Source organism: Streptomyces sp. GDS52 (assembly GCF_052246875.1).
GTDB classification, from domain to species: Bacteria; Actinomycetota; Actinomycetes; order Streptomycetales; family Streptomycetaceae; genus Streptomyces; species Streptomyces cathayae.
Window position 1 is genome coordinate 4,891,779 of sequence record NZ_CM125966.1, and the last position, 18,536, is coordinate 4,910,314.

Sequence of the window (18,536 nt, forward strand, 5' to 3'; positions counted from 1 at the left end):
GCGACGTCCATGGGACCGCGCCGCGGAACTGTCTCCGGGAGCCGTGCCTGAGGGCCGTGTCCGGGAGCCCTGTCTGGGAGCCGTGTCACACGCCCCCACGCGCCTGCCCGCGATCCGGCGTGTCACACTCGGACCATGCGCGTGTACCTCGGTTCCGACCATGCCGGATACGAACTCAAGAACCACCTCGCCGAGTGGCTCAAGGACGCGGGTCACGAGCCCGTCGACTGCGGGCCCCACATCTACGACGCCCAGGACGACTACCCGCCCTTCTGCCTCCGCGCCGCCGAGCGGACCGCCGCCGACCCCGACGCCCTCGGCATCGTGATCGGTGGCTCCGGCAACGGTGAGCAGATCGCCGCGAACAAGGTGAAGGGCGTACGAGCGGCCCTGGCGTGGAGCGAGGAGACCGCGGCGCTGGGCCGCCAGCACAACAACGCCAACGTGGTCGCGATCGGCGCGCGCATGCACACCTCGGACGAGGCGACGAAGTTCGTCGAGATCTTCCTGGGCACCCCGTTCTCGGGCGACGAGCGCCACATCCGCCGCATCGACATGCTCGCGGACTACGAGACCACCGGCGACCTCCCCCCGATCCCGTCCCACCACCCCCAGCAGTAGCCCGGCCGGGGGCGGGGGCGAGCCTGCGGTCCCGGGGTCCCGGGCGGGCGGGCCGAGAGAGTCGAGAGGGAGGGGAACCAACCCGTGCCGGAGGGCCACACCATTCACCGGCTGGCCGAGGACTACGCCGCGGCCTTCTCCGACGGCGCCCCTCTGCGGGTCTCCAGCCCCCAGGGCAAGTTCAGCGACGCCGCCGCCCTCCTGGACCGCACCGCCCTGCACACCGCCGACGCCCACGGCAAGCACCTCTTCCTCGGCTTCCGCGACCCCGACCCCGAGCACACCGACTGGGTCCACATCCACCTCGGCCTCTTCGGCAAGGTCGCCCTGGGCCCGGCCCCCGCACCCCCGCCCACGGACACCGTCCGGCTGCGCCTCACGCACCACGCGGCGTACGCCGATCTCCGCGGGCCCACCACCTGCGCCCTGATCACGGGCACCGAGAAGCGGGCGGTACACGCCCGGCTCGGCCCCGACCCGCTGCGCCCGGACGCCGACCCGGACGCCGCGTACCGCAGGATCAGCCGCAGCCGTACGACGATCGCCGCGCTCCTCATGGACCAGAAGCTCATCGCCGGCGTGGGGAACGTCTACCGCGCCGAGGTCCTCTTCCGGCACGGTATCGACCCGTACCGCGCGGGCCGGGACATCACCCCCGCCGAGTGGGACGCCCTGTGGACCGACCTGGTCGGGCTCATGCGGGAGGGCGTCCGCACCAACCGGATCGACACCGTCCGCCCGGAACACGCTCCGGAGGCGATGGGCCGCCCGCCGCGTGTCGACGACCACGGCGGTGAGGTGTATGTCTACCGCAGGGCCCATCAGCCCTGCCACATCTGCGGCGAGGAGATCCGCACCGCCGGCCTCGCCGCCCGCAACCTCTTCTGGTGTCCGGCCTGCCAGCAGCGGTGAGGCCGGCCCGGCGGGGCGGGGCGGGTGCGTGACGGGTGGGCGGCGCGGGAGGTCCGGCGCGATTTCCGCCGGACGACCACGCGACGGCGCCCGGTGAAGTTCACTGTGAAGTCGGTCCCCGGACGGGGGACAACCAGGACCTCCCGTGCCAAGTGGTCGCTCCGATGGATAGGGTCCCGAACTGATGGCAGCAGGACGAGAGAGGCGCGCAGCAGCCGACACGCTCACGGCCCGGGTGAAGAAGCAGTGGCACCGGGCCCGCGTCGGCGTGCGCCGGGCCGCCGTCGACTACTTCCGCGGGGACGGCTCCGACTGGATAGCCCTCGCCGGACTGCTGCTGACAATCCCGCTCATCTTCGCCGCGACGCTCGCCAACTCCGTCTGGTTCGCCCCGTCCGCGCTGGTGCTCCCGATCGTCGCCGGCGGGCTGCTGCTCCGCCCGGCGAGCCTGCTCGGCCTGTACGCGGCGGCGGCGACGGCACTGATCGTGGAGGCCGTCCAGCTCGGCCCGTACACCGAGGGCGCGTCCCGGGTGACCCCGGGCGTCGTCCTCGTGGTGGCCGCCTGCGGCTTCTTCGGGCTGGTCGTCGCCCAGTTCCGCAGCCGGGTGGGCGTGCCCTGGCGGCGCGGCGGCACCATGCTCTTCGACCTGCGTGAACGCATCAGGGTGCAGAGCCAGTTGCCGGCCCTGCCGAGCGGCTGGCACCGGGAGATGGCCCTGCGTCCCGCCGGCGGCCAGTCCTTCTCCGGCGACTTCGTGGTCGCGGCCCGCACCAACGGCGGGCGCACGCTGGAGGTCGTCCTGACCGACGTGTCGGGCAAGGGCATGGACGCGGGCTCGCGGGCCCTGCTGCTGTCCGGTGCCTTCGGCGGCCTGCTCGGCAGCCTCCCGCCGCACGCCTTCCTGCCGGCCGCCAACGGCTACCTGCTCCGCCAGGAGTGGCAGGAGGGCTTCGCCACCTCCATCCACCTCGTCCTCGACCTGGACTCCGGCGACTACGAGTTGTACTCCGCGGGGCATCCGCCGGGCCTCCAACTCAGCGCGGGCAGCGGCCGCTGGGAGGAGAAGGCGGGCGACGGCCCGCTGCTGGGCGTGTACGACGGCGCCCAGTTCGACCCGGTGAAAGGCTCGTTGCGCCCCGGGGACGTGCTGATGCTGTTCACCGACGGACTGGTGGAGACCTCGGACCGGGACATCGTCGAAGGCATCGACCGCCTCACCGGCGAGGCCGACCGCTATGTCGCCGGAGGCTTCCACGGGGCGGCCTGGCACCTCATCGAGGCGGTCGCCAAGGACGTCAACGACGACCGTGCGCTGCTGCTGATCTGCCGCGAGGGCAGCACGGCCGCCCTGCCCCGCTGACCCCGGCTCTCCGCGCCCGGACCGGCGGACCCCACCACTCTCCTGCCCCACCCGGACCGTGCGGCGCGAGGAGGGCGGGGACACTGGAGGGGTGACCGAGAGACCGCGCAACCTGCTGACCCCCGCCCAGATCGAGGCCACCGCCCGCGCCGTGCACGAGGGCCAGACCGACAAGGCGGGCATGCCGTACGCCGAGCACCTCCGGGCCGTCGCCGAGGGCGTCCGGGCCCGCGGCGGCGACGAGGAGCAGATCGCGGCGGCCTGGCTGCACGACGCCGTCGAGGACGGCAAGCTCTCGGAGCAGTGGCTCAGGGAGGCGGCACTGAGCCGGCGGACCCGGGACATCGTCCTCGCGGTCACCAAACGGTCCGGGGAGCCGCCCGAGGTCTACGCGGCCCGTATCCTCGCGACCCCCGGTGCCCTGCTGGTGAAGGAGGCGGACCTGGCGCACAACGCCGATCCGGCGCGGCTGGCGGTGCTGGACGAGGCGACCCGCGGCCGACTGGCCGAGAAGTACGCGCGGATGCGCACACTTCTCGGCCTCGTGGCGGGCACCCGGCCCGACCACCCCGCACCCGCCGACTAGGCGGAGACGGTCTCCTGCGTCTCCCGCTTCTCCCGGCCGTCCCGCTTCTCGCGGTCGTCCCGTTCCCCGAGGGGTTCGCGCTCGCGGTCGCGGGCCGACTGCGCGGCGTCCCGCCTGAAGGCCCATTCCATCTTCGGCTCCATCGCGAACCGGAAGACCCGCTGCACCGGCCTGGAGCACAGGAACGTCACCAGGGCGGCCGCGGAGACGGTCACGGCGGCCAGGCCGATCGGCTCGTGCAGCGCGGAGTGCTCGAACCAGCCCCGGTAGTCACCGGCCTTCACCACGAAGCCGTGCAGCAGATAGCCGTAGAGCGTGCCCGCGCCGAGCGCGGTGAACCACATGTGGCGGCCGGGCACCCAGGAGAAGAAGCAGGCGGTCAGCAGCAGAGAGCAGCCGAACAACGCCAGCATCATGATCGGGCCGGCCCACCACGGGGCACCCAACTCCTGCGCGGAGGCACGGTGGTAGAACCAGCCGGTGGGCATCCGCGGCACCGCCCACCAGCCGACGGCCAGCGCCGCCGCGAAGACCGGCACCGCCGCGATCCGTACCGACCGGCGGCGCACCAGCTGGAAGTGCTCGGCCTTCATGCACAGGCCGAGCACGAAGTACGGCAGGAACTGCAGGACCCGCTGCAGATCGAGGTCGTCGCCGATCTGGGGGGAGACGCTCGCCAGCATGGCGATGCCGAGCGCGAGCGGCAGCGGGTGGCGTACCGCCTTCCAGATCGGTGTGGTCAGCCGCCAGATGAACAGCGCGCACAGGAACCAGGTGAGGTACCAGGGATCGAGGAGGCTGATCTCGTACTGCGGGTCGTTGTCGATGACGCGCTTGAAGAGCGGATACGCGGTCTCGAAGATGATGTACGGCACGGCGACGCCGGTGATCAGCCGCCGCAGCCGGTCCGGGCGCATGTCGAAACTGCGCGAGAAGTAGCCGGAGATGACGATGAAGGCCGGCATGTGAAACGTGTACACGACGAGGTAGGCGGCTTCCAGGGACCGGTTCTCACCCTTGAAGGGCTCCCAGAAGTGGCCCACCGCCACCAGCACGATCGCCAGGTACTTGGCGTTGTCGAAGAACGCGTCCCGCTTCTTGCCGGAGGTGGCCTGCGTCTTCTGCGTGTTCTGTATGTTCTCCGAGCGCGGGCGCGGGCGCGGGTCCGGCGCTTCGGAGTCCGGCGGTTCGGCCGGGGGAAGCGGCGCCCTGCGGTTGCCGTTCGGTTGCAGCGAGTCCGTCACCGGGCCACCCGCCAGGAGCTCGGGGAGGGGAGCGGTGTGCTCGCTGCGCTTGCGGGGGACGAGGCAGCGTGGAACATCTGAGGCACCCTAGCGTTCGGCGTGGGTATTCGTAAAACTCCCACGTCATTCCTGGTTGTCGAATCCGGATACCCCCGATCCGTGAATGCAGACAGCTTTGCGGGAGTGACGGCCGACACGTCGTGCGGGCAGGGGCTCCCCGTGTGCCGCGGGTCCCTTTTGCCGTCATCATTCCGGGCGAAGTGGCGCATATCTTCGTCGAACGGGTCCGACAGTGTGTCCACTTCGGCCCGTTTCGCGGGCTGCCGGGGGGCTCGTCGGGATACGCGTGGAGGTAATTCGAAATAGCTGCGAACGTGTTGTGTGAAGACGGCAACGACACGGTCGAATTCCCCGGGCGGAGGTCACGCCGAATTGTTGTGTGAGGCCGCGCCGTTGGCTCCGCGCGTGCCCCGCGCGCCGGTGGCGGGTGCCGCACGCGGCGGGCGCGCGCGCGAGGAGTGGCCGAAGGGGGATGAACGATGCGTCACTCGCCGCATAGGACGGCCCTGTTGGTGGCACGATGGTTCTGGCGGGGTGCGCGGGGATGCGTCGCCCGGGCCGGCGAAGCGGACCGACCGAGGGTGTGATCAGTTGTGGCCATTTCACTGTCTGTCGTGGTGCTGTTGGCGATCGTCCTTGTGGTGTTGATCAGAGGGGGGTCCATCAAGGCCGGGCCCGCGATCGTCGCGATCCTCTTCGGCTTCTTCCTCGCCTCGACCGGCATGGCCCCGTCGATCAACCGCTTCATGGACTCGATAGCGGACATGATCAACTCGATCAGCTTCTGACCCCGCGGAGGCGCGGGACGGTCCGGGACGCGACCAGGGCCGGGCCGGAGGGGTGATTCCTCCGGCCCGGCCCTGAGCCGTGCGGAGCGGGCGACGGGAATCGAACCCGCGTAGCTAGTTTGGAAGACTAGGGCTCTACCATTGAGCTACGCCCGCAGGGGCGCACCGCAGGTCGGGAGGACCGCGGTACTGACAGGCATCGTAGCGGGTGGTGCGCCCTCGGCGCACACCCCGGGCCCGCTCGGGCCCGTCGCCGCACCGCGCCCGCGATATGCGGAGGCCACAGCGCGCGGCGGCATGTACCCTACGTGTCGCACCAGACGGGGTGTGGCGCAGCTTGGTAGCGCGTCCGCTTTGGGAGCGGAAGGCCGTGGGTTCAAATCCCGCCACCCCGACCAGTCACCCGATCACCGCCAGTGATCGGTTTTGGGGCGCTGTAGCCGCTGCCGTTACTATGCAAGCTGCACGCCCGTGTGTCTCAGGTCTGAAGTCTCCGGGCGGCGAATCCGCCGGACCGCTCTGGTCCCGGCAGAATCCGAGAAGTCAGCCACAAGGAGACCGAACCGTGAAGAGCGCCGTGGAGACCCTGAACCCGACCCGGGTTCGGCTCACTGTCGAGGTGCCCTTCGAGGAGCTCAAGGACAGCCTCGACGCGGCGTACAAGAAGATCAACCAGCAGATCACGGTGAAGGGCTTCCGCAAGGGCAAGGTCCCGGCCCGGGTCATCGACCAGCGCTTCGGCCGCGGTGCGGTGCTGGAGGAGGCCGTCAACGACGCCCTCCCGAAGTTCTACACCGAAGCGGTCAACGAGGCCGAGCTGAACCCGCTGGGCCAGCCCGAGGTCGACATCACGGAGCTGAAGGACGGCGAGACGCTGAACTTCACCGCCGAGGTCGACATCCGCCCGACCATCGAGATCCCGGACTACTCCGGCATCGAGGTCGAGGTCGACGCCGTCGAGGTCACCGACGAGGACGTCGACAAGGCCGTCGAGGAGCTGCGCGAGCGTTTCGCCTCCACCTCCCCGGTCGAGCGTGCCGCCGAGGACGGCGACGTCGTCACCATCGACCTGGAGGCCAAGGTCGACGGCGAGGTGCTGGAGGACGGCATCGCCAACGGCGTCTCCTACACCATCGGCTCCGGTGAGCTGCTGGACGGCGTCGACGCCGCCGTGACGGGCCTGTCGGCCGACCAGGAGGCCACCTTCGCCTCCGAGCTCAAGGGCGGCTCCGCGGCGGGCAAGGAGGCCGAGGTCACCGTCAAGGTCACCCAGGTCGCCAAGCGTGAACTGCCCGAGCTGGACGACGAGTTCGCGCAGCTCGCCTCCGAGTTCGACACCCTCGAGGAGCTGCGTGCGGACAGCCGCAAGCGCCTGGAGAACATGAAGCAGTACGACCAGGCCACGCAGGCCCAGGAGCGCGTCCTGGACAAGCTGCTCGAGCTGGTCGAGGTGCCCGTCCCCGAGAAGCTGCTCGAGGACGAGATCAACACCCGTAAGCACAACCTCGAGCACCACCAGCTCGCCCAGATGGGCCTCGACCTCGAGAAGTACCTGGAGATCCAGGGCAAGACGGCCGAGGAGTTCGACACCGAGACCCGCGAGGCCGCGGTCAAGGGCATCAAGACCCAGTTCGTGCTCGACCAGCTGGTCAACCAGGAGAAGCTGAACGTCAACCAGGAGGAGCTCACCGAGCACCTCATGCGTCGTGCGGCCTCCTCCGGCATGTCCCCCGACCAGTTCGCCCAGGCCGTCGTCGAGCAGGGCCAGGTTCCGCTCCTGGTCGGCGAGGTCGCCCGCGGCAAGGCCCTGGCCGCCGTGGTCGAGAAGGCCACGGTCAAGGACACCAACGGCGAGATCATCGACCTCGAGGACGAGGAGGACGAGGAGGACGAGACGGAGGCCGCCGAGGCCGCCGCCGAGTCCACCGACGCCACCGAGGACAAGGCTGAGGGCGAGGCCGACGCCAAGGCCGACAAGGCCGCCGAGGTCGAGGAGAAGACCGAGGGCTGACCCTCGCGTCGCCTCTGACGGACGTACGACGGGCCCCGGACCATCATGGCCGGGGCCCGTCTGCCGTACGGCCGCACCGGCCCCGCCGGCCGGGCCGCCCACGGCGCGCGGGACCCCGCCCCGCCCCGCGGGGCCACCTGCGCTCACAGCGAACACCCCCCGCTGCGGGATTCCCCGAAGGGGCCCGCGCGTTAGGGTCCATGAATACGAGGGCAGGGGAGTCCGCGAGTACGGCCGGACGGCCCCACACCCCGGCAGAACACGTGAGACGGCCCGGCGCCGTCGTAAGACGAGCAGGTGGATACGTGACGAATCTGATGCCTTCAGCCGCCGGCGAGCCTTCCATCGGTGGTGGCCTCGGCGACCAGGTCTACAACCGGCTGCTCAACGAGCGGATCATCTTCCTCGGCCAGCCGGTGGACGACGACATCGCCAACAAGATCACCGCACAGCTGCTGCTCCTTGCCGCCGATCCGGACAAGGACATCTACCTCTACATCAACAGCCCCGGCGGCTCGATCACCGCCGGCATGGCGATCTACGACACCATGCAGTTCATCAAGAACGACGTGGTGACCATCGCCATGGGCCTCGCGGCCTCGATGGGCCAGTTCCTGCTCAGCGCGGGCACGCCCGGCAAGCGCTTCGCGCTGCCGAACGCGGAGATCCTGATCCACCAGCCCTCCGCCGGCCTGGCCGGCTCGGCCTCGGACATCAAGATCCACGCCGAGCGGCTGCTGCACACCAAGAAGCGCATGGCCGAGCTCACCTCCCAGCACACGGGACAGTCGGTCGAGCAGATCACCCGCGACTCGGACCGTGACCGTTGGTTCGACGCCTTCGAGGCCAAGAACTACGGCCTCATCGACGACGTCATCCCCACGGCCGCGGGCATGCCGGGCGGCGGCGGCACCGGGGCGGCCTGAGCGGCCCACGGGAGCCCCAGCGGCCCCGTAGGACCCCCGTCGGACCCGCCCGGACTTGCTCCGGGCCCGACGGCAGCCCCAGCAGCCCCGGCCGACCGCCTCAGCCCCTTTCCAGGAGACACCGTGAACGACTTCCCCGGCAGCGGCCTGTACGACCGCACCCGTGCCGAGTACACCGGCCCCGCGGCCGAGTCCCGCTACGTCATCCCGCGCTTCGTCGAGCGCACCTCCCAGGGCATCCGCGAGTACGACCCGTACGCGAAGCTCTTCGAGGAGCGGGTGATCTTCCTCGGCGTGCAGATCGACGACGCCTCCGCCAACGACGTCATGGCGCAGCTGCTGTGCCTGGAGTCGATGGACCCCGACCGGGACATCTCGGTCTACATCAACAGCCCCGGCGGCTCCTTCACCGCGCTCACGGCGATCTACGACACCATGCAGTACGTGAAGCCGGACATCCAGACGGTCTGCATGGGTCAGGCGGCCTCCGCCGCCGCCGTGCTGCTCGCCGCCGGCACCCCCGGCAAGCGCATGGCCCTGCCGAACGCGCGCGTGCTGATCCACCAGCCGTACAGCGAGACCGGCCGCGGCCAGGTCTCCGACCTGGAGATCGCCGCCAACGAGATCCTCCGGATGCGTGCGCAGCTGGAGGAGATGCTGGCCAAGCACTCCACCACGCCGGTCGAGAAGATCCGCGAGGACATCGAGCGGGACAAGATCCTCACGGCCGAGGACGCGCTGAGCTACGGTCTGATCGACCAGATCATCACCACCCGGAAGATGGACAACACCAGCCTGCGCTGACGCGAGGGACCCGGGAGGCTGTATTGTCTGCCGCTCCTTGGCACGGTCGCGGACGGTCCACGTCGAAGCGAACCGTGCCAAGGGGGGCCCGGACGGGGGGCCCGGCAAGGTACCGTCGGACATAAGGCAGCACCAGGAGTCGCTGGACGTTGACGTCCAGGTGGCTCCCAGGCGAAGGGGAAGCACACCGTGGCACGCATCGGTGACGGCGGCGATCTGCTCAAGTGCTCGTTCTGCGGCAAGAGCCAGAAGCAGGTCAAGAAGCTCATCGCAGGGCCCGGTGTGTACATCTGCGACGAGTGCATCGACCTCTGCAACGAGATCATCGAGGAAGAGCTCGCCGAGAGCAGTGAGGTCCGCTGGGAGGAACTGCCCAAGCCCCGCGAGATCTACGAGTTCCTCGAGGGGTACGTGGTCGGCCAGGAGTCGGCCAAGAAAGCTCTCTCCGTCGCGGTGTACAACCACTACAAGCGGGTCCAGGCGGGGGAGAACGGCGGCGCCCAAGGCCGCGAGGACGCCATCGAGTTGGCGAAGTCCAACATCCTGCTGCTGGGCCCCACCGGCTCCGGCAAGACCCTCCTCGCCCAGACCCTCGCCCGCATGCTGAACGTCCCGTTCGCGATCGCGGACGCCACCGCCCTCACCGAGGCCGGGTACGTCGGCGAGGACGTCGAGAACATCCTGCTCAAGCTGATCCAGGCCGCCGACTACGACGTCAAGAAGGCCGAGACCGGCATCATCTACATCGACGAGATCGACAAGGTCGCCCGCAAGAGCGAGAACCCGTCGATCACGCGCGACGTGAGCGGCGAGGGCGTCCAGCAGGCCCTGCTGAAGATCCTCGAGGGCACCACGGCGTCCGTCCCGCCGCAGGGCGGCCGCAAGCACCCGCACCAGGAGTTCATCCAGATCGACACGACGAACGTCCTGTTCATCGTGGGCGGCGCCTTCGCCGGCCTGGAGAAGATCATCGAGGGCCGCGCGGGAGCCAAGGGCATCGGCTTCGGCGCCACCATCCGCTCCAAGCGGGAACTGGAGTCCACGGACCGGTTCGAGCAGGTCATGCCGGAGGACCTGGTCAAGTTCGGCATGATCCCCGAGTTCATCGGCCGGCTCCCGGTCATCACCTCGGTCCACAACCTCGACCGCGAGGCCCTGCTGCAGATCCTGATCGAGCCGCGCAACGCGCTCGTCAAGCAGTACCAGCGCCTCTTCGAACTCGACGGCGTCGAGCTGGACTTCGAGCGCGAGGCACTGGAAGCCATCGCCGACCAGGCCATCCTCCGCCAGACCGGCGCCCGCGGTCTGCGCGCCATCATGGAGGAAGTCCTCCAGGGCGTCATGTACGAGGTCCCGTCCCGCAAGGACGTCGCCCGGGTGGTCATCACCGCGGACGTGGTCCTCTCCAACGTCAACCCGACGCTGATCCCGCGCGACGCCCGCGGCCGCGGACCGGGCGAGCAGAAGACGGCGTAGCGGCAACAGCCGTCCCCGGCACAGGTGAAGGGCCCCGGTCGAGCGACCGGGGCCCTTCGCGTGCCGCGTACCACTACGCCGGGACGCGCACCTCGTCGCGGAGCTTCGTGGCGATGTCCGCGGCGGCGTCCTTCGTGATGTCCTTGGTGTTGTCACCGGGGGAGACCACCACGACCGTGCTGTAGTCCGCCCAGATGCAGAACCAGTTGGTGGTGTCCTGCTTGGTGAGGTTGTTCTTGCCCTTGCCGGCCTGGCACTTCATGACCGCACCGTCGAGCTCGACATCCTCGGGCTCGCCCACCAGCTCGGACAGGAGAGCGTTGTCCGAGCCCTTGCTCTTGGCGGTCTCCTTCTTGATGTTGGCGAAGAGCTTGTCCACGGCCGCCTCGGGGTCCTCGACCTCGCCGTAGGCGCCGAGGAAGGTCACGCCCTTCGCCTTGAGCAGCTCTTCCTGGCTGGGCAGGTCGGCCGGGTCGGGGTTCTTGAGGTCGTACCGGCTGAAGTCGGCCGTCGAGTACTGGGCGCCCACCGACTTGCCGTTCTTCACCCCGCCCTTGGCCAGGTCCTGCGTGGTGCTGGAGCTCGAGTCCTCGCCGGCCTCACCGACCCGCGTGTACTCGCCCATCACCTTCTCCGGCGCCGAGAGCTTGTGCGGGCCGTCGTCCTCCACACCGCCGGGACCGCCTCCGCCGAACACGAAGTACACGCCGACACCGATCGCCACCACGACCGCCGTCGCGCCGACGATCCAGCCGGCCTTCTTGGAGCCGCCGTCCGGCGCCGGGGGCTGCGGGGCGCCGTACGGGGCCTGGCCGTAGGGGGCCTGGCCGTAGGGGGGCTGCTGGGGCGGGACGCCCTGGCCGGGCTGGGCCGGGTAGCCGTAGCCGGGCTGGCCGGGCGGGGGCGCCTGCGGGGGGTAGCCGTAGCCGGGCTGCGGAGCCTGCGGCTGCTGGCCGTAGGGACCCGGCTGACCGTACGGTCCGGGCTGCTGGGGCTGCCCGCCGTACGGGCCCGGCTGGTTGTGGCTCATCTTCTGGGTTCCCCTCCAGATGTCTACGTGTCGTTGACATCCTGACTCAGAAGGGACGCGATCAAGCCAGCGGGGGGTGCACCGTTACAAAGGAATCGGGTTTCGGGACTGGGCCGTGACACCTCTAAACTGAGGCGCGTGACCGAGAACTCTCAGCAGCCGCAGCCGCCCACCCCCGAACTGCCGACCCAGTACGCGCCGGCCGACGTAGAGGGGCCGCTGTACGAGCGCTGGGTGGAGCGGGGCTACTTCGAGGCCGACGCCAAGAGCGGCAAACCCCCGTACACGATCGTCATCCCCCCGCCGAACGTCACGGGCAGCCTGCACCTCGGGCACGCCTTCGAGCACACGATCATCGACACCCTCACCCGCCGTGCGCGCATGCAGGGCTACGAGACGCTGTGGCAGCCCGGCATGGACCACGCCGGCATCGCCACGCAGAACGTCGTCGAGCGGGAACTCGCCAAGGAGGGCAAGTCCCGGCACGACCTCGGCCGGGAGGCCTTCGTCGAGCGGGTCTGGCAGTGGAAGGACGAGTCCGGCGGACAGATCTCCGGCCAGATGCGGCGCCTCGGCGACGGCGTCGCCTGGTCGCGTGAGCGCTTCACCATGGACGAGGGGCTGTCGAAGGCCGTCCAGACCGTCTTCAAGCGGCTCCACGACGACGAGCTGATCTACCGCGCCGAGCGCATCATCAACTGGTGCCCGCGCTGCCTGACCGCGATCTCCGACATCGAGGTCGACTACCAGGAGGACGACGGCGAGCTCGTCTCCATGAAGTACGGCGACGGGGACGAGACCATCGTCGTCGCCACCACCCGCGCCGAGACGATGCTCGGCGACACCGCCGTCGCCGTCCACCCCGAGGACGAGCGGTACCGGCACCTGATCGGCAAGCTCGTCAAGCTGCCGCTGACCGACCGCTCCATCCCGGTCGTCGCCGACGAGCACGTCGACCCCGAGTTCGGCACCGGCGCCGTCAAGGTGACCCCGGCGCACGACCCGAACGACTTCGAGATCGGCCGCCGCCACGACCTGCCGTCCCTCACCGTGATGGACGAGCACGCCGTCATCACCGTCCACGGCCCCTTCCAGGGCCTGGACCGGCTCGAGGCCCGCTCCGCCATCGTCGCCGCGCTGCGCGCCGAGGGCCGGATCGTCGCCGAGAAGCGGCCCTACGTCCACAGCGTCGGCCACTGCTCGCGCTGCAAGACCACCGTCGAACCGCGGCTGTCCATGCAGTGGTGGGTCAAGGTCGGCCCGCTGGCGAAGGCGGCGGGTGACGCGGTCCGCGACGGCAAGGTCACGATCCACCCGCAGGAGATGGAGAAGCGGTACTTCGACTGGGTCGACAACCTGCACGACTGGTGCATCTCGCGGCAGCTGTGGTGGGGCCACCGCATCCCCGTCTGGTACGGGCCGGACGGAGAGGTCGTCTGCGTCGGTCCGGACGAGGAGCCGCCGGCCGGCGAGGGCTGGCACCAGGACACCGACGTCCTCGACACCTGGTTCTCCTCCGGCCTGTGGCCGTTCTCCACGCTCGGCTGGCCCGAACAGACCGAGTCGCTCGCGAAGTTCTACCCGAACTCCGTCCTGGTCACCGGCTACGACATCCTCTTCTTCTGGGTCGCCCGGATGATGATGTTCGGCCTGTACGCGATGGACGGCACCCCGCCGTTCCGCACCATCGCCCTGCACGGCATGGTCCGCGACCAGTTCGGCAAGAAGATGTCGAAGTCCTTCGGCAACGCGGTCAACCCGCTGGACTGGATGGACAAGTACGGCTCCGACGCCCTGCGCTTCACCCTCGCGCGCGGCGCCAACCCGGGCGTCGACGTGCCGATCGGCGAGGACTGGGTCCAGGGCTCGCGCAACTTCGCCAACAAGATCTGGAACGCCACCCGCTTCGCGCTGATGAACGGCGCCACGGTCGAGGGTCCGCTGCCGGACGCCTCGAAGATGTCCTCCACCGACCGCTGGATCCTGTCCCGGCTGAACTCCGTCGTCGCCGAAGTCGACGCGTTCTACGACGACTTCCAGTTCGCCAAGCTGTCCGACGCGCTGTTCCACTTCGCCTGGGACGAGGTCTTCGACTGGTACGTCGAGCTGTCCAAGACGACGTTCCAGGCGGGTGGCGAGCCGGCCGAGGTCAGCAAGCGGGTCCTCGGCGAGGTCCTCGACGTCACGCTGCGGCTGCTGCACCCGGTGGTCCCGTTCGTCACCGAGACGCTGTGGACGACGCTGACCGGCGGTGAGTCGGTCGTCATCGCCGACTGGCCGGGGGACAGCGGCTTCCGGGACGCCGGCGCCGAGCGGGAGATCGAGACGCTCCAGTCGGTCATCACCGAGGTCCGCCGCTTCCGCGCCGACCAGGGCCTGCAGCCCGGCCAGCGGGTCCCCGCCCGGCTGACCCTCGACGGTTCGGCCCTCGCCCCGCACGAGCCGGCGATCCGGCAGCTGCTGCGCCTCCAGCCGGAGGGCGACGCGTTCACCGCGACGGCGACCCTGCCGGTGGCGGGCGTCGAGGTCGCCCTGGACCTCTCCGGGGTGATCGACTTCGCGGCGGAGCGCAAGCGCCTGGCCAAGGACCTGGCCGCCGCGCAGAAGGAGCGCCAGCAGGCGGAGGCCAAGCTGGGCAACGAGGCGTTCCTGGCGAAGGCCCCCGACCACGTGGTCGACAAGATCCGTACGCGGCTGGCCAAGGCGGACGAGGACATCGCCCGCATCCAGACCCAGCTGGACCGGCTGCCCCCGGCGTAACCGCGCGCCGCGCGCCGCGAACCGAGACCGACGGCCCCCGGAACCCGAGCACGGTTGTGGGGGCCGTCGGCTGCCGTGGAAGGGGGCGCGGGCCGGGTACGTAGACTGGGCTCCGTGAGTGAGCTCCCCCCGAACGACAGCGAGCAGCCCGGCTCCGGCGACCCCCTCGACCGCTTCGAGGAGATCATCGGGGCCGAGACGGAACGAGACCCCGACCTCGCGGTGATCGAGGCCGGCAGCCGCACCCTGCGCACGCAGGGCGGCCCGCCGCAGGCCGAGGTGCCCGCGCGGCCGGCCGACCCCGAGGTGGACAGGGCGCTGCGGGAGGTCGAGGGGGAGCTGGCGTCCCGCTGGGGCGAGACCAAGCTGGAACCGTCGGTCAGCCGTATCGCCGCGCTGATGGACGTGCTGGGCGAGCCGCAGCGCGCGTACCCCTCGATCCACATCACCGGCACCAACGGCAAGACGTCCACCGCCCGCATGATCGAGGTCCTCCTCGGCGCCTTCGAACTGCGCACGGGCCGGTACACCTCGCCGCACGTCCAGTCGGTCACCGAACGGATCAGCCTCGACGGGGCGCCGATCTCCGCCGAGCGGTTCGTGGAGACGTACCAGGACGTCAAGCCGTACGTCGAGATGGTCGACTCCCGGCAGGAGTACCGGCTGTCCTTCTTCGAGGTGCTCACGGGCATGGCGTACGCGGCGTTCGCCGACGCACCGGTGGACGTCGCCGTCGTCGAGGTCGGCATGGGCGGCACCTGGGACGCCACCAACGTGATCGACGGGAGCGTCGCCGTCGTGACGCCGATCGACCTCGACCACACCGACCGGCTCGGCGCCACGCCCGCCGAGATCGCCACAGAGAAGGCCGGCGTCATCAAGCCGGACGCGACGGTGATCATGGCCCAGCAGCCGGTCGACGCGGCCCAGGTGCTGCTGAAGAAGGCCGTCGAGGCCGATGCGACGGTGGCCCGGGAAGGGCTCGAGTTCGGGGTCGTCGACCGGCAGGTCGCCGTCGGCGGCCAGCAGGTGACCCTGCGCGGCCTCGGCGGGGAGTACCCCGACCTGTACCTGCCGCTGCACGGCGCCCACCAGGCGCACAACGCGGCCGTGGCGCTCGCCGCCGTGGAGGCGTTCTTCGGCGTCGGCGCGCAGCGGGCCGAACCGCTCGACCTCGACACCGTGCGGGGGGCGTTCGCCGCCGTCGCCTCACCGGGCCGGCTGGAGGTCGTACGCCGCTCGCCCACCGTCGTGCTGGACGCCGCCCACAACCCGGCGGGCGCGCGGGCCGCGGCCACGGCGATCGGGGAGGCGTTCCAGTTCAGCCGGCTCATCGGCGTGGTGGGCGCCAGCGGCGACAAGAACGTGCGCGGGCTGCTCGAGGCCTTCGAGCCGGTCTTCGCCGAGATCGTCGTCACCCGGAACTCCAGCCACCGCGCGATGGACGTCGACGAACTGGCGGGGATCGCCGTCGAGGTGTTCGGCGAGGACCGCGTCCAGGTCGAACCCCGGCTGCCCGACGCGCTGGAGGCCGCGATCACGCTGGCCGAGGAGGAGGGCGAGTTCACCGGAGCCGGTGTGCTCGTCACCGGTTCCGTCATCACCGTCGGCGAGGCCCGACTGCTTCTGGGAAGGAGCTGAGAAACCGTGCGTACACTCTGTGCTTCGACCCTGATCAGCGAGGTCTTCGTCATCGGCTTCGCCGGACTGGTCGCGATGAAGGACCCGGACCTCTCCGTCACCATGGTGTGGACGGTGTGCGGCATCGCCATGTTCCTGTGCGTGGCGCTGTGCGGGATGATCACCCGGCCCGGCGGCGTCGCCCTCGGCTGGGCCCTGCAGCTCGCCCTGTTCGTCTCCGGCTTCTTCGTCCCGACGATGTTCTTCCTGGGCGTGCTGTTCGCGGTGCTGTGGTGGGCCTCGGTGCACTACGGGCGGAAGATCGACGAGGCGAAGGCCCGGTTCGCCGCGCACCAGTCGGCTTAGCCGGTGTTGTCGGTGCCGGGTGCTTCACTGTGCTCGGCACCTGGGCCTTCTCCGCCGACGCGGAGATGATCCCGGCTTGCCCTTGTGCTCGGCGCACTGCTGATCGTGCTCCCCGCGGTGGCGGGGCTGTCGGACGGGGTCCAGGTGACGGCCTTGCCGCCCCACCGGGTAGCCTCGGGCCAGTCGATTTTCTGGCCTGCAAGGAGCCGCACACCATGACCCAGCGCACCCTCGTCCTCCTGAAGCCGGATGCCGTCCGCCGCTCACTGGTCGGCGAGATCATCAGCCGTATCGAGCGCAAGGCCGGCTGGCGGCTCACCGCGCTGGAGCTGCGGACCCTGGACCGTGCCACTCTGGAGCAGCACTACGAGGAGCACGTCGGCCGCCCGTTCTACGAGCCGCTGATGGAGTTCATGGCCTCCGGCCCGGTCGTGGCGATGATCGTCGAGGGTGAGCGGGTCATCGAGGGAGTGCGTCAACTGGCCGGTCCGACCGACCCGGTCGCCGCGGCCCCGGGATCGATCCGCGGCGACTTCGGCGTGATCGTCCGGGAGAACCTGATCCACGCCTCCGACTCGGAGGAGTCCGCCGAGCGCGAGGTGAAGATCTTCTTCCCCGGCCACGCCTGACGTCCCGCCCACCGAGACCGCGCATAACAATCGCATAGCGGCCGTGCGCTGCGCTGTGGCCGTCCGGCGGCTGGTCTGGGGGCTTCGCCCCCAGACCTTTTTGACATATGCGTGGCGTTCGGGGGAACGCATGCCTCCGATGGCCCGTCTCCACAAGCAACCGAACCCGCCATCTGATGACAATGGCGAAGACCCTCGCGCAGTGTTCGCGAAGGCGCGTCTACGATGGAACCCTTCGCGTCACCGCACCCACCTCGCCGACCTGAAAAGCCCTCAAAAGCCAGTGGGAAGGCCAGACGAATCCTCATGGGGAACTCTATGTCGTTCATCGGCCGTGACATGGCTGTCGACCTCGGGACCGCCAACACGCTGGTGTACGTGAGAGGTCGCGGAATCGTACTCAACGAGCCGTCCGTCGTCGCGATCAACACCAATACCGGTGGCATCCTCGCGGTCGGGTCCGAGGCGAAGAAGATGATCGGGCGCACCCCCGGCAACATCGTCGCCGTACGCCCGCTGAAGGACGGCGTCATCGCCGACTTCGAGATCACCGAGCGGATGCTCCGCTACTTCATCCTGAAGATCCACAAGCGGCGGTATCTGGCCCGTCCGCGGGTCGTCGTCTGTGTTCCCTCGGGCATCACCGGCGTCGAGCGCCGTGCCGTCATCGAGGCGTCGTCCCAGGCCGGCGCCCGTCAGGTGCACATCATCGAGGAGCCCATGGCGGCCGCCATCGGCTCCGGCCTGCCGGTCCACGAGGCCACGGGCAACATGGTGGTGGACATCGGCGGCGGCACCACGGAGGTCGCGGTCATCTCCCTCGGCGGCATCGTCACCGCCCAGTCCATCCGGGTCGCGGGCGACGAACTGGACAACGCGATCATCCAGCACATCAAGAAGGAGTACTCCCTCCTGCTGGGTGAGCGCTCGGCCGAGCAGATCAAGCTCACCATCGGTTCGGCGTACGACCTCGACTCGGACGAACACACCGAGATCCGCGGCCGGGACCTGGTCTCCGGGCTGCCCAAGACCGTGGTCATCTCCGCCGAGGAAGTGCGCAAGGCGATCGAGGAGCCGGTCAACGCCATCGTGGACGCGGTCAAGACCACCCTGGACAAGTGCCCGCCGGAGCTGTCCGGCGACATCATGGACCGGGGCATCGTGCTGACCGGCGGCGGAGCGCTGCTGCGCGGTCTGGACGAGCGGCTGCGCCGCGAGACGGGCATGCCCATCCACATCGCCGAGGACCCGCTGGACAGTGTGGCGCTCGGCTCCGGAAAGTGCGTGGAGGAGTTCGAGGCGCTCCAGCAGGTGCTGGACGCCCAGCCGCGCAGATGACG

The 18,536-nt window shown here is 69.9% G+C and carries 16 protein-coding genes and 2 tRNA genes; 15 read left to right on the forward strand and 3 right to left on the reverse strand.

Annotated elements, in window-relative coordinates; all coding sequences use genetic code 11:
• Positions 1 to 135: 135 nt before the first annotated feature.
• The 4 genes from ACTWJ9_RS22280 to ACTWJ9_RS22295 all read left to right on the forward strand — a co-directional run bounded on the left by ACTWJ9_RS22280 (position 136) and on the right by ACTWJ9_RS22295 (position 3,482).
• Positions 136 to 621 (forward strand): ribose-5-phosphate isomerase, encoded by a 486-nt coding sequence (locus ACTWJ9_RS22280; protein WP_279336034.1) that lies wholly within the window; start codon positions 136 to 138, stop codon positions 619 to 621.
• Between the two features lie 84 nt (positions 622 to 705).
• A complete protein-coding gene (locus tag ACTWJ9_RS22285) occupies positions 706 to 1,533 on the forward strand; it encodes an Fpg/Nei family DNA glycosylase (protein ID WP_279336035.1) in 828 nt (275 codons plus the stop codon).
• A 184-nt stretch (positions 1,534 to 1,717) separates the two neighbouring features.
• Positions 1,718 to 2,896 (forward strand): PP2C family protein-serine/threonine phosphatase, encoded by a 1,179-nt coding sequence (locus tag ACTWJ9_RS22290; RefSeq protein WP_279336036.1) that lies wholly within the window; start codon positions 1,718 to 1,720, stop codon positions 2,894 to 2,896.
• 91 nt (positions 2,897 to 2,987) lie between these two features.
• Entirely contained in the window at positions 2,988 to 3,482 is a 495-nt protein-coding gene (locus ACTWJ9_RS22295; protein WP_443294681.1) for an HD domain-containing protein, read from the forward strand.
• Here the strand turns inward: ACTWJ9_RS22295 and ACTWJ9_RS22300 are convergent.
• Positions 3,479 to 4,726, reverse strand: coding sequence for an acyltransferase family protein (locus ACTWJ9_RS22300; RefSeq protein ID WP_279336038.1), 1,248 nt, complete (start codon positions 4,724 to 4,726; stop codon positions 3,479 to 3,481). The genes ACTWJ9_RS22295 and ACTWJ9_RS22300 overlap by 4 nt on opposite strands.
• A 653-nt stretch (positions 4,727 to 5,379) precedes the next feature.
• Here ACTWJ9_RS22300 and ACTWJ9_RS22305 point away from each other — a divergent pair.
• Positions 5,380 to 5,574 (forward strand): hypothetical protein, encoded by a 195-nt coding sequence (locus ACTWJ9_RS22305; RefSeq protein ID WP_279336039.1) that lies wholly within the window; start codon positions 5,380 to 5,382, stop codon positions 5,572 to 5,574.
• 85 nt (positions 5,575 to 5,659) lie between these two features.
• Here the strand turns inward: ACTWJ9_RS22305 and ACTWJ9_RS22310 are convergent.
• Positions 5,660 to 5,730: transfer RNA gene (locus ACTWJ9_RS22310), tRNA-Gly, on the reverse strand.
• A gap of 165 nt (positions 5,731 to 5,895) precedes the next feature.
• Between ACTWJ9_RS22310 and ACTWJ9_RS22315 the strand changes: the two genes are divergently transcribed.
• From ACTWJ9_RS22315 to clpX, 5 genes are all read left to right on the forward strand, one after another.
• Positions 5,896 to 5,972 (forward strand) — tRNA-Pro (locus ACTWJ9_RS22315).
• 167 nt (positions 5,973 to 6,139) lie between these two features.
• On the forward strand, positions 6,140 to 7,585 hold the full coding sequence (tig, locus tag ACTWJ9_RS22320) for a trigger factor (RefSeq protein WP_279336040.1): 1,446 nt from the start codon (positions 6,140 to 6,142) through the stop codon (positions 7,583 to 7,585).
• 317 nt (positions 7,586 to 7,902) lie between these two features.
• A complete protein-coding gene (locus ACTWJ9_RS22325) occupies positions 7,903 to 8,511 on the forward strand; it encodes an ATP-dependent Clp protease proteolytic subunit (protein ID WP_181383553.1) in 609 nt (202 codons plus the stop codon).
• Positions 8,512 to 8,634: 123 nt separating this feature from the next.
• On the forward strand, positions 8,635 to 9,315 hold the full coding sequence (locus ACTWJ9_RS22330; protein WP_279336041.1) for an ATP-dependent Clp protease proteolytic subunit: 681 nt from the start codon (positions 8,635 to 8,637) through the stop codon (positions 9,313 to 9,315).
• A 189-nt stretch (positions 9,316 to 9,504) separates the two neighbouring features.
• On the forward strand, positions 9,505 to 10,791 hold the full coding sequence (clpX, locus tag ACTWJ9_RS22335; RefSeq protein WP_279336042.1) for an ATP-dependent Clp protease ATP-binding subunit ClpX: 1,287 nt from the start codon (positions 9,505 to 9,507) through the stop codon (positions 10,789 to 10,791).
• 73 nt (positions 10,792 to 10,864) lie between these two features.
• Here clpX and ACTWJ9_RS22340 read toward each other — a convergent pair whose 3' ends face one another.
• Entirely contained in the window at positions 10,865 to 11,821 is a 957-nt protein-coding gene (locus tag ACTWJ9_RS22340) for a hypothetical protein (protein ID WP_279336043.1), read from the reverse strand.
• 138 nt (positions 11,822 to 11,959) lie between these two features.
• Here ACTWJ9_RS22340 and ACTWJ9_RS22345 point away from each other — a divergent pair, with 138 nt between their 5' ends.
• The 5 genes from ACTWJ9_RS22345 to ACTWJ9_RS22365 all read left to right on the forward strand — a co-directional run bounded on the left by ACTWJ9_RS22345 (position 11,960) and on the right by ACTWJ9_RS22365 (position 18,534).
• Complete coding sequence (locus ACTWJ9_RS22345; protein ID WP_279336044.1) at positions 11,960 to 14,581, forward strand: valine--tRNA ligase; 2,622 nt, start codon at positions 11,960 to 11,962, stop codon at positions 14,579 to 14,581.
• A gap of 114 nt (positions 14,582 to 14,695) precedes the next feature.
• Complete coding sequence (gene folC / locus ACTWJ9_RS22350; RefSeq protein WP_443294682.1) at positions 14,696 to 16,222, forward strand: bifunctional tetrahydrofolate synthase/dihydrofolate synthase; 1,527 nt, start codon at positions 14,696 to 14,698, stop codon at positions 16,220 to 16,222.
• Between the two features lie 6 nt (positions 16,223 to 16,228).
• A complete protein-coding gene (locus ACTWJ9_RS22355) occupies positions 16,229 to 16,567 on the forward strand; it encodes a DUF4233 domain-containing protein (protein ID WP_443294683.1) in 339 nt (112 codons plus the stop codon).
• A 215-nt stretch (positions 16,568 to 16,782) separates the two neighbouring features.
• Positions 16,783 to 17,196: a nucleoside-diphosphate kinase gene (gene ndk / locus ACTWJ9_RS22360; protein WP_387038934.1), complete on the forward strand. Its 414-nt coding sequence runs from the start codon at positions 16,783 to 16,785 to the stop codon at positions 17,194 to 17,196.
• A 318-nt stretch (positions 17,197 to 17,514) separates the two neighbouring features.
• On the forward strand, positions 17,515 to 18,534 hold the full coding sequence (locus ACTWJ9_RS22365; protein WP_279336048.1) for a rod shape-determining protein: 1,020 nt from the start codon (positions 17,515 to 17,517) through the stop codon (positions 18,532 to 18,534).
• Positions 18,535 to 18,536: the final 2 nt, after the last annotated feature.

Bases quoted from the DNA above. Each gene is read 5' to 3' on its own strand.
- ACTWJ9_RS22280 (WP_279336034.1), top strand. From the start codon at position 136: ATGCGCGTGTACCTCGGTTCCGACCATGCCGGATACGAACTCAAGAAC.
- ACTWJ9_RS22290 (WP_279336036.1), top strand. From the start codon at position 1,718: ATGGCAGCAGGACGAGAGAGGCGCGCAGCAGCCGACACGCTCACGGCC.
- ACTWJ9_RS22325 (WP_181383553.1), top strand. From the start codon at position 7,903: ATGCCTTCAGCCGCCGGCGAGCCTTCCATCGGTGGTGGCCTCGGCGAC.
- ACTWJ9_RS22340 (WP_279336043.1), bottom strand. From the start codon at position 11,821: ATGAGCCACAACCAGCCGGGCCCGTACGGCGGGCAGCCCCAGCAGCCC.
- ndk (WP_387038934.1), top strand. From the start codon at position 16,783: ATGACCCAGCGCACCCTCGTCCTCCTGAAGCCGGATGCCGTCCGCCGC.
- ACTWJ9_RS22365 (WP_279336048.1), top strand. From the start codon at position 17,515: ATGTCGTTCATCGGCCGTGACATGGCTGTCGACCTCGGGACCGCCAAC.